Annotated in this window: 9 protein-coding genes; 4 read left to right on the plus strand and 5 right to left on the minus strand. The window is 67.4% G+C overall.

Translation table 11 applies throughout. From position 1 onward, the window contains the following. Nucleotides 1–99: 99 nt before the first annotated feature. The 3 genes from glyA to HFP89_RS09615 form a co-directional block, all read right to left on the minus strand. Nucleotides 100–1,362, minus strand: a complete 1,263-nt coding sequence (glyA, locus tag HFP89_RS09605; protein ID WP_168717445.1) for a serine hydroxymethyltransferase — start codon at nucleotides 1,360–1,362, stop codon at nucleotides 100–102. A gap of 908 nt (nucleotides 1,363–2,270) precedes the next feature. Further along, nucleotides 2,271–2,936, minus strand: a complete 666-nt coding sequence (locus HFP89_RS09610) for a response regulator transcription factor (protein WP_168717446.1) — start codon at nucleotides 2,934–2,936, stop codon at nucleotides 2,271–2,273. After that, nucleotides 2,933–4,081 (minus strand): sensor histidine kinase, encoded by a 1,149-nt coding sequence (locus HFP89_RS09615; RefSeq protein WP_168717447.1) that lies wholly within the window; start codon nucleotides 4,079–4,081, stop codon nucleotides 2,933–2,935. Before HFP89_RS09615 ends, HFP89_RS09610 begins: the two co-directional genes overlap by 4 nt. Nucleotides 4,082–4,190: 109 nt before the next feature. Here HFP89_RS09615 and HFP89_RS09620 point away from each other — a divergent pair, with 109 nt between their 5' ends. Beyond that, complete coding sequence (locus tag HFP89_RS09620) at nucleotides 4,191–4,712, plus strand: hypothetical protein (RefSeq protein WP_240956269.1); 522 nt, start codon at nucleotides 4,191–4,193, stop codon at nucleotides 4,710–4,712. A gap of 771 nt (nucleotides 4,713–5,483) precedes the next feature. On the opposite strand, the gene HFP89_RS09625 is transcribed toward HFP89_RS09620, so the two are convergent. Further along, entirely contained in the window at nucleotides 5,484–6,269 is a 786-nt protein-coding gene (locus HFP89_RS09625) for an ABC transporter permease (RefSeq protein WP_168717448.1), read from the minus strand. Continuing rightward, nucleotides 6,266–7,204 (minus strand): ABC transporter ATP-binding protein, encoded by a 939-nt coding sequence (locus HFP89_RS09630; RefSeq protein ID WP_168717449.1) that lies wholly within the window; start codon nucleotides 7,202–7,204, stop codon nucleotides 6,266–6,268. The genes HFP89_RS09625 and HFP89_RS09630 overlap by 4 nt, the downstream gene beginning before the upstream one ends. 272 nt (nucleotides 7,205–7,476) lie before the next feature. Between HFP89_RS09630 and HFP89_RS09635 the strand changes: the two genes are divergently transcribed. From HFP89_RS09635 to HFP89_RS09645, 3 genes are read left to right on the plus strand one after another with little or no spacing between them, the layout of a single operon-like run. Further along, nucleotides 7,477–8,748 carry an alpha/beta hydrolase gene (locus HFP89_RS09635; protein WP_168717450.1) on the plus strand — a complete coding sequence of 424 codons (1,272 nt, stop codon included), beginning with the start codon at nucleotides 7,477–7,479 and terminating at the stop codon, nucleotides 8,746–8,748. Further along, complete coding sequence (locus HFP89_RS09640; RefSeq protein ID WP_168717451.1) at nucleotides 8,745–9,485, plus strand: ATP-binding cassette domain-containing protein; 741 nt, start codon at nucleotides 8,745–8,747, stop codon at nucleotides 9,483–9,485. Before HFP89_RS09635 ends, HFP89_RS09640 begins: the two co-directional genes overlap by 4 nt. Beyond that, nucleotides 9,482–10,651 (plus strand): ABC transporter permease, encoded by a 1,170-nt coding sequence (locus tag HFP89_RS09645; RefSeq protein WP_168717452.1) that lies wholly within the window; start codon nucleotides 9,482–9,484, stop codon nucleotides 10,649–10,651. Before HFP89_RS09640 ends, HFP89_RS09645 begins: the two co-directional genes overlap by 4 nt. Nucleotides 10,652–10,749: the final 98 nt, after the last annotated feature.

A 10,749-nucleotide genomic window follows, 5' to 3' on the forward strand; every position in this document is an offset into this window, starting at 1 on the left:
TGGCCGATTCGGTTCGCGCGCAAGCGCCCTCCAACAGTCGATCAGGGCGAAGCGGCTCGATTCACCTGTTGGAGGCCGCTCGCGGGCGAAGGGTGAAGATCAACCCTTCCGATACACCGGATGCTTCGAACAAAGCGCCGAGGCCGCGTCGCGCACGCGGGCCTCGACGGCCTCGTCGCCCACCGCGTCGAGCACGTCGCAGATCAACCCGGCCAGTTCCTTCGACTCCTCCACGCCGAAGCCCCGCGTGGTGATCGCCGGCGTGCCGATCCGCAGGCCCGAGGTGACGAACGGCGAGCGCGGCTCACCCGGCACGGTGTTCTTGTTGACCGTGATGTGGGCGCGGCCCAGCGATTCCTCGGCGTCCTTGCCGGTGATGTCCTTGGCGATCAGGTCGACCAGGAACAGGTGGTTGTCGGTGCCGCCGGAGACGACCTTGTAGCCGCGCTGCATGACGACCTCGGCCATCGCCCGGGCGTTGTCGACGACCTGCCGCTGGTAGTCCTTGAACTCGGGCTCGAGGGCTTCCTTGAAGGCGACGGCCTTGGCCGCGATGACGTGCATCAGCGGGCCGCCCTGGCAGCCGGGAAAGACCAGCGACTGGAATTTCTTCGTGATCGTCTCGTCGTCGCCCCTGGCGATGATGATGCCGCCTCTGGGGCCTCTCAGCGTCTTGTGAGTCGTCGAGGTGACGACGTGGGCGTGCGGTACCGGGTTCGGGTAGACGCCGGCGGCGATCAGGCCGGAGACGTGGGCCATGTCGACCATGAACCAGGCGCCGACCGAATCGGCGATCTCGCGCATCCGGGCCCAATCGACCACCTTGGAATAGGCCGAGAAGCCGCCGATCAGCATCTTCGGCCGGTGTTCCTCGGCCAGCTCGGCCATCCGGTCGTAGTCGATTTCCCCGGTCTCGTGGTTCAGCCCGTAGGCGACCGCGTTGAAGATCTTGCCGGAGAAATTGACCTTGGCGCCATGGGTCAGGTGGCCGCCCTCGGACAGGTCCATGCCCAGGATGGTGTCGCCGGGCTCGAGCAGGGCCAGGTACACGGCCTGGTTGGCCTGCGAGCCGGAGTGCGGCTGGACGTTGGCGTAGCCGGCGTCATAGAGTTGTTTGAGCCGCTCGATGGCCAGGTTCTCGGCGATGTCGACGAACTCGCAGCCGCCGTAATAGCGCCGGCCGGGATAGCCCTCGGCGTACTTGTTGGTCAGCTGCGAGCCCTGGGCCTCGAGTACGCGCGGCGAGGCGTAGTTCTCCGAGGCGATCAGCTCGATATGGTCTTCCTGGCGCTGGTTTTCCTGCTCGATCGCAGCGGCCAGCTCGTCGTCGAATCCGGCAATGGTATAGGTGTCGTCGAACATGCGGTTCAAGGGGTGCGGGACAGTGGACGAACTGTAACAGGATCGGGGTGGAGCGAGCGGGAGCTGCCGCAGGGGTTCGCGCGCAAGCGCCCTCCAACAGGCGGACCTGGCGGAGGTTCCTGTTGGAGGCCGCTCGCGGGCGAAGGGTGGCGGGGGCGATTCGCGCGCAAGCGCCCTCCAACAGGCGGACCTGGCGGAGGTTCCTGTTGGAGGCCGCTTGCGGGCGAAGGGCGGCGGGGGCGGTTCGCGCGCAAGCGCCCTCCAACAGGCGGATCTGGCGGAGGTTCCTGTTGGAGGCCGCTTGCGGGCGAAGGGTGGCGGGGGCGGTTCGCGCGCAAGCGCCCTCCAACAGGCGGATCTGGCGGAGGTTCCTGTTGGAGGCCGCTCGCGGGCGAAGGGCGGCGGGGGCGGTTCGCGCGCAAGCGCCCTCCAACAGGCGGACCTGGCGGAGGTTCCTGTTGGAGGCCGCTTGCGGGCGAAGGTCGGCCCGGCCGGTTCGCGAGCAAGCTCCCTCCAGCAGTCGATTCCGGCGAGGCGCTGCTTCCGTCTGTTGGAGGCCGCTTGCGGGCGAAGGGTGGCGGGGGCGGTTCGCGCGCAAGCGCCCTCCAACAGTCGGACCTGGCGGAGGTTCCTGTTGGAGGCCGCTTGCGGGCGAAGGGCGGCGGGGGCGATTCGCGCGCAAGCGCCCTCCAACAGGCGGATCTGGCGGAGGTTCCTGTTGGAGGCCGCTTGCGGGCGAAGGTCGGCCCGGCCGGTTCGCGAGCAAGCGCCCTCCAACAGGCAGATTCATCGCGGCGCTCGACCGAAGGCCTGAGGGAGGCCGGTTCTGCCGGGCGAAGGGTGGCCGACCCGAGGGATCGCGGGCGCGGCCCGCTCCTGCAGGAGCACTGGATCGGATCGCAGCGGCGCTACAGTGCGCCCAGTTCGAAGGCCTTCAGCACCGCCCGGGTCCGGTCGCGCACGCCGAGCTTGCTGAGGATGCTCGAGACGTGGTTCTTGACCGTGCCCTCGGCCACGTTCAGCGCGTTGGCGATTTCCTTGTTCGAGTAACCGCCGGCCATCAGCCGCAGAATTTCGGTCTCGCGCTCGGTCAGCGGGTCGGGGCGGTCGAGGCTGGAGAATTCCAGTCGCGACTTGCCGAGCCCGGCCAGCAGCCGCTCGGTAACCGCCGGCTTGACCATGGTCTGGCCATCGGCCACGGCGCGCACCGCGCCGACCAGTTCGTCGAGCGAGACGTCCTTGAGCAGGTAGCCGCGGGCCCCGGTGCGGATGCCGTCGAGGACCAGGTCGTCCTCGTCGAAGGTGGTCAGGATGATCGTCGGCGGCAGGGTCCCGGCCTCGTGCAGTTCCTTCAGCACGTCCAGGCCGTTCTTGTTGGGCATCCGGATGTCGAGCAGCATCACGTCCGGTCCGATCTCCGGCGCCATGTCGATGGCTTCCTGTCCGTCGCTGGCCTCGGCGACCACCTCGATGTCGCTGGTCAGCTCGAGCAGCGAGCGCACGCCCTGGCGGACCAGGTTCTGGTCGTCGACCAGCATGACGCGGATGGTTCGGGCTTCGGCGGTGTCGGTCATGCAGGGGCCTCTGGTGGCATCCAGGCGTTGATCCGGAATCCTGAATCGGGGCGGGTCATGATTTCCAGTCGGCCGCCGAGCTCCTTGATCCGCTCGCGCATGCCGGTCAGTCCGTTGCCGGGCAGCAGCTCGGCGGCGCCGCGGCCGTCGTCGCGGGCTTCCAGGCGCAGGCCATCGGCGTCGGCGGTCAGCCGGATCCAGAGGTTCTGCGCGCGGGCATGACGGACCGTGTTGGTGATGACCTCCTGGGCGCAGCGCAGCAGGATCTGGGCACGCTTCGGATCGGTCAGCGAAAGCTCGTCGGGAATGTCGAGATGGATGGCCGGCTCGGGCACGCCGGAAGCCAGTTCGCGGACCGCCTCGCGAAGGTCGACCCGATCGTCCTGGCGCATGTCCGAGACCACTTCACGGACGTCGGACAGCAGCAGCCGGGCGATCGAGCCGGCCCGGTCGACGTGCTCCTTGGTCTTGCCGGCGCTGGTGTGGCTGGCCACCTCGAGGTTCAGGCTCAGCGCGGTCAGGTGGTGGCCGACCAGGTCGTGCAGTTCGCGCGCGATGCGCACGCGCTCGGCAATCCGGGTGTTCTCGGCCAGCAGGCTCTGGGTGGCGCGCAGCTCGGAGTTGACGCGCCGGAGCTCGTCGCGGGCCCGCAGCTGCTCCAGCGCCAGCGTCGAGGCGGCGAATGCAAACAGCATCAGCCCGAGCAGGATCATCAGCTGCGGAATCAGGAAGATCCAGCCGAACTGCGGCAGCAGCGCGACCATCACGGCGAACACCAGCGACAGACAGAACAGCCAGGCGACGCCGAGTACGCGGGGCAGCAACCACGGCAGGATGCCGGCGATCACCGTCGACAGGATCGCGCCGAAGCTGGAGCGGCTGAAGTAGGACACCGCGATCACCGCCGCGGTCATCACGGCCAGCGCGACGACCCGCTGCCAGAACGGCGCGACCATCCGCATTCGCGACCACGGGTGCAGGAAGGCCAGCAGGAACAGCGTCATCGCCGACCAGGCGCCAATGATCGATGCGGTCGTCAGCGGCTGCCGGGCATACAGCGGAGCCAGCAGCAGCGCAATCCCGACCAGGCACCAGGTCAGGATGCCTGCGTAGCGGAGCCAGTTGGTCGGATGGAGTTCTCGCATCGCTCAGGGTTGCCGGCCGCGTGGCAGCGGCGTGAGACACGCCCATAGTGTATCGACTTCTTCGGACAGCGCCCATGGGCGAGAAGTCACATCGCGTAGACTGCGCGCCATGACCGCACCGACCGCTTCCGGAACCGCCGCCGGCCCGGCCCCCGACGTGCTGCGCTGGCGCGACGCCGACCGGGCTGCGCTTCGTCGCCTGCTGGCCGAATTCGGCCTGCGGATCGAGCAATGCGCCCCGGATGCCGGGATTCCGGGCAGCTACTGGGGCGACGAGGAAGCCGGGCTGGTCGGCGCGGTCGTCCACGTGCGGGCCGACACCCCGGTGCACTCCATCCTGCACGAGTCCTGCCACTACATCTGCATGGATCCGCGGCGTCGCGCGAGCCTGCACACCGACGCCGGCGGCGGCTACGAAGAAGAGAACGCGGTCTGCTACCTGCAGATCCTTCTTGCCGACCACGTCGACGGCTTCGGCCGCGAGCGCTGCATGGCCGACATGGATGCCTGGGGCTACTCGTTCCGGCTCGGCTCCACGCGGGCGTGGTTCGAACGGGATGCCGAGGACGCCGTCGAATGGCTGGCCGCCCGGGGGTTGGGCGAGGTGGGGGTGGTCAACGAAGTGGGGTAGGTGTTTCGGGGCGTGGCCCCGAGCCCCGGATTTCTTCCATTTCCTGTTGGAGGCCGCTTGCGGGCGAAGGCTGGCCCGACCGGTTCGCGCGCAAGCGCCCTCCAACAGACGGATCTGGCGGAGATTCCTGTTGGAGGCCGCTCGCGGGCGAAGGCTGGCCGGGGCGGTTCGCGAGCAAGCTCCCTCCAACAGGTCGTTCTGTCAAGGTTCCTGTTGGAGGCCGCTTGCGGGCGAAGGCTGGCCCGACCGGTTCGCGCGCAAGCGCCCTCCAACAGACGGTCAGGGGCGAGGCGGTTCGATCTTCCTGTTGGAGGCCGCTTGCGGGCGAAGGCTGGCCCGACCGGTTCGCGCGCAAGCGCCCTCCAACAGGCGGTCAGGGGCGAGGCGGTTCGATTTTCCTGTTGGAGGCCGCTTGCGGGCGAAGGCTGGCCGGGTCGGTTCGCGCGCAAGCGCCCTCCAACAGGCGGTCAGGGGCGAGGCGGTTCGATTTTCCTGTTGGAGGCCGCTTGCGGGCGAAGGCTGGCCGGGGCGGTTCGCGCGCAAGCGCCCTCCAACAGACGGATCTGGCGGAGGTTCCTGTTGGAGGCCGCTCGCGGGCGAAGGGTGGCCGGGTCGGTTTGCGCGCAAGCGCCCTCCAACAGACGGTCAGGGGCGAGGCGGTTCGATCTTCCTGTTGGAGGCCGCTTGCGGGCGAAGGCTGGCCCGACCGGTTCGCGCGCAAGCGCCCTCCAACAGGAAAAGCGGGGCCCGGGGCCGCGTCCCGGAATCCAGCTACGTCCGCAAGCCCGTCCCGCGCTTCAGGAGCGTCAGGCAGATCGCACCCAGCACCAGGCCGAACCCGATGATGATCGCGAACGCCGGCGCCAACGGCACGTCGGACACACCGAGCATGCCGTAGCGGAAGGCGTTGACCATGTAGAGGATCGGGTTGGCCAGCGCGATGTTCTCCCATACGCCGGGCAGCAGTTCGACCGAAAAGAACACGCCGCCCAGATAGGTCATGGGCTGCAGGACGAAGGTCGGGATGATCGAGATGTCGTCGAACTTCTGGGCGAAGGTGGCGTTGATGAAGCCGCCGAGGGCGAAGACGATCGAGGTCAGCACCACCACGGCGATGGTGATGCCCCAGTGCTGGATCGACAGGTCGGAGAAGAACGCGGCGACCACCAGCACCAGCGCCCCGACCATCAGCGCGCGGAACAGCGCGCCGGAGACGTAGCCGGCCAGGATCAGGATCGGCGGCAGCGGGGAGATCAGCAACTCCTCGATGTGGCGGCCGAACTTGGCGCCGAAGAACGAGCTGGTGATGTTGCCGTAGGAGTTGGTGATCACCGACAGCATGATCAGGCCCGGCACGATGAAGTCCATGTACGGCATGCCGCCCATCTCGCCGATGCGGCGACCGATCAACTGGCCGAAGATGACGAAATACAGCGTCATCGTGATCGCCGGCGGGATCAGGGTCTGCGGCCAGATCCTGAGGATCCGGTTCAGCTCCTTGATGACGATGGTCTTGTAGCCGATCCAGTAGCTGGTCGCGGACACATCGACGCTCATGCCGCTTCTCCTTCTTCGGCGGCCTGCGGTTTCTCGACCAGGCGAAGGAACAGCTCCTCGAGCCGGTTGACCTTGTTGCGCATCGACTTGACCTGAATGTCGCGGGCTTCCAGCGTGGTGAACAGCGCATTCAGGCTGCGCGACTTCGGCAGGCTGGCCAGCAGCGTGGTCGGATCGCGCAGTACGATCTCCATGCCCTCGACGCGGGGCGCTTCGTCGATCGGCGCGCCGAGATCGAGCACGAAGGTCTCGATGTCGAGCTTGCCGAGCAGCTTCTTGACGGTGGTGTTCTCGACGATTCTCCCGTGATCGATGATCGCGATGTTGCGGCAGAGGTTCTCGGCCTCTTCCAGGTAGTGCGTGGTCAGGATGACGGTGGTGCCGGCGACGTTGATGCCCTCGATGAACTCCCACATCGAGCGACGGATCTCGATGTCCACGCCGGCGGTCGGCTCGTCGAGAATCAGCAGCTTCGGTTCATGCATCATCGCCCGCGCGATCAGCAGGCGGCGCTTCATGCCGCCCGACATCTGGCGCGACGGACGGAACGCCTTGTCCCAGAGCTGGAGCTGCTTGAGGTATCTCTCGGCGCGCTCTTTGGCGATCGACCGTGGCACGCCGTAGTAGCCGGCCTGGTTGACGCAGATCTCGAACGGCTTCTCGAACTGGTTGAAGTTGATCTCCTGGGGCACCAGGCCGATCTGGGCCATGGCCCGGGAACGATCCTTCTGGACGCTGATGCCGAACACCTTCGTCTCGCCGCCGGTCGCGTTGACCAGCGAGGAGACGATGCCGATCAGCGTGGATTTTCCGGCGCCGTTGGGGCCGAGCAGGGCGAAGAAGTCGCCTTCCTCGACCTTCAGATCGATGCCCTTCAGCGCTTCGACGCCGTTCTTGTAGGTCTTCTTCAGATTGGAAACGTCGAGTGCGTGCATGACCTCTGGCCTGTTGATTTCGGTGCGCCGGCTCCGTAGTGTGGCGAATTCGGATATCCCGACTTCCTTGGGGCGAACCATTGAGAATCCAAACCCGAATCCTGTGCGCGGCCGGCCTTCTGCTGGCGGCCGTACAGCCAGCGCCGGCGCAGGACGAGCGCTGGCCCGGTCTCGAGAAATGCGAGTTGTCGATCGCCGGCGGGCGGTTGTCGGTCGACGCCCTGTGCGGAACCCTTAGCGTACCCGAAAACCGCGCGGAACCGGACGGGCGGATGCTCGATCTGGCCTGGGCGGTGATCCCGGCGCGCAGCAATACCGTGGCGCCCGACCCGGTGATGTTCCTGGCCGGCGGCCCGGGGCAGGCGGCGCGCGACATCGCGCCGATCATGCAGGGGCCGTTCGGCGACGTGAACCGCAGCCGCGATCTGATCTTCCTCGATCAGCGCGGGACCGGCGGCTCGAACGCGCTGAGCTGCGAGTTCGACGAAGAGCTGATGATGACCGAGAACAACCTCGACGAGCTCGAGCGCCAGCTGCGCGACTGCCTCGCCGGCCTCGACGCCGATGTCCGCCACTACACCACCCGCGACGGCGCGGCCGACCTGGAGGCGCTGCGCGAGCACATCGGCGCCGAGCAGGTCAACCTGGTCGGCGGCTCGTACGGAACGCGCATGGCCCAGGTCTACCTGCGCGAGTACCCGGACCGCGTCCGCGCCATGATTCTCGACGGCGTGGTGCCGAGCCGGCTCCGGCTGGGGTCCGAACATGCCGAAAAGCTCGACCAGGCACTCGGCAACCTGTTCACGGCCTGTGCCGAGTCGCCGGACTGCGGTGACCGCTTTCCGGGCCTGGCCGAGCGGTTCGAGGCGTTGAAGGCGCAGTACGCCGAGACCCCGGTCGAGATCCAGGTCACGCACCCGCGCACCGGCGTGGCCGAAGCGATCGAGTTTTCCGACCAGGTGCTGGCCGCTTCGCTGCGCTTCCTGGCCTACTCGCCGGAAGCGCAGATGATGATTCCGTACCTGGTCCACGAGGCCGCGACCACCGGCAGTCCCGAGCGCCTGGCCGCGCAGGCGCTGATCGTCGGCGACCAGATGGGCGACATGATCGCGATCGGCCTGAACTTCGCCGTCGGATGCAGCGAGGACTGGCCGCACTGGCCGCCCGGCATCGACAGCGCAGGCACGCTGCTCGGCAACAGCATGCAGGACCTCTACGCGCGGGTCTGCGACTGGTGGCCGGCCGACCCGGTCGACGCGGGGTTCTTCGAGGCCTTCAGCTCCGAGGTGCCGACCCTGCTGCTGTCCGGCGAACGCGATCCCGTCACGCCGCCGGAGTACGGCGAGGAGGCGGTCTCACAGTTCGACAACGGCCGGCACCTGGTCGCCGAGGGCCGCGGCCACATCGTCGTGACCAACGGCTGCATTTCCGGCATCGCGACGCAGTTCATCAACGACGCCTCGGTGGACGAACTCGACACCGAGTGCATGGACAGGATCGGCCCCGAGCCGTTCTTCCTCGACCTGCTGGGGCCGGCACCATGATCGAAGCGCACAAACTCCGCAAGACCTTCAACAAGGGCAAGGTGGTCGCGGTCGACGAGGTCAGCTTCACCGCGCGCGACGGCCAGATCACCGGCCTGCTGGGCCCGAACGGCGCCGGCAAGACGACCACGCTGCGGATGCTCTATACCTTGCTGAAGCCCGACTCGGGCACGATGACCGTCGACGGCATCGATCCGCTGGCCGACCCGATCGGCGTGAAGGGCAAGCTGGGCGTGGTGCCGGATTCCCGCGGCCTGTACGACCGCCTGACCGCGCGCGAGAACATCCGGTACTACGGTCGCCTGCAGGGCCTGGCGAAGAACACCATCGAAAGCCGCATCAACCACCTGAGCGACATTCTGGACATGGCCGGTTTCATCGACCGCAAGACCGACGGCTTCTCGCAGGGCCAGCGGGTCAAGGTCGCGATCGCGCGGGCGCTGATCCACGAGCCGGGCACCATCCTGCTCGACGAGCCGACCAACGGCCTGGACGTGATGACCACCCGCGCCCTTCGCGACTTCCTGCTCCGGCTGAAGATGGAAGGCCACTGCGTCGTGCTGTCCACCCACATCATGCAGGAGGTCGCCGCACTGTGCGACCGGATCGTGATCATCTCCCGGGGCCGCATCGCTGCCGACGGCACGGCCCAGCAGCTGCTCGAGAAGAGCGGCGAGGAGAACCTGGAGGACGCCTTCGTGAAACTCATCGGCTCGGACGAGGGGCTGCTCGCATGATCGCCGTCTTCATCAAGGAACTGCTGGACAACTTCCGCGATCGCCGGGTCGTGCTGAACACGCTGATCCTCGGGCCGCTGTTCGGGCCGGTGATCTTCGGCCTGATGCTGTCGTTCATGGCCAGCGAAACGACCGAACGCATGGAAGCCGCGCTCGAACTGCCGGTCGTCGGTGCGGAGAATGCGCCGAACCTGGTCGCCTGGCTGGAGCGCCAGGGCGTGATCATCGAGGACGCGCCCGACGACCCGGAAGCCGCGGTGCGCAGCGAGGAAAGCGAAGTCGTACTGCGCATTCCCGAAGGCTTTGCCGACGCCTGGCAGGCCGGACGGCCGGCGCCGATCGAGATCATCGCCGACCAGTCGCTGCGCTACACCGGCACCACGATCGCGCGCGTTCGCAGTTACCTGAATTCCTACAGCGCGCAGATCAGCCAGCTGAGGCTGCAGCTGCGCGGCGTCCATCCCGAGCTCACCCGACCGATCGACACCCGGATCGTCGACCTGTCGACGCCGACTTCGCGGGGCGGCCAGATTCTCGCGTTCCTGCCGTACTTCATCCTGATCACCGTGTTCATGGGGTCGATGCACATGGCCGTCGACACCACGGCCGGCGAGCGAGAGCGCAAGTCGCTGGAACCGCTGCTGATCAATCCGCTGCCGCGCTGGAAGATCATGGCCGGCAAGCTGATGGCTACCACCTTCTTCGCGCTGGCCACGCTGGCGCTGGGACTGATCGCCTTCGTCTTCGCGATGGGCATGCTGCCGACCGCCGACATGGGCGTGGCGCTGAACCTCGACTTCAAGGTGGCCGGTCTGGCGTTCCTGCTGGTCGCGCCGGCGGCGCTGCTGGCCGCGGCGCTGCTGACCATCCTGGCCTCGTTCGCCAAGAGTTTCCGCGAAGCGCAGAGCTACATGGGGCTGGTGATCTTCGTGCCGATGATCCCGAGCTTCTGGCTGCTGATCGACCCGACCAAGGCCGAGGCCTGGATGACCTGGGTGCCGCTGCTGAACCAGAACATCATGATCCTGGAGCTGGTCCGCGGCGAGCCGCTCAGCGCCGCCTGGGTCGGCGCCACCCTGCTCAGCACCACCGTGGCAGCGATCGCCCTGGCCTGGGTGGCCGGCGGACTGTATAACCGGCCGAAGCTGATCTTCACCTCCGACTGAAGTCGGTTCGCGAGCAAGCTCCCTCCAACAGGCGGTTCTGGCGGAGGTTCCTGTTGGAGGCCGCTTGCGGGCGAAGGGTGGCCGGGGCGATTCGCGAG

Origin of the sequence: Wenzhouxiangella sp. XN79A (genome assembly GCF_012272825.1) — a bacterium.
Lineage (GTDB): Bacteria > Pseudomonadota > Gammaproteobacteria > Xanthomonadales > Wenzhouxiangellaceae.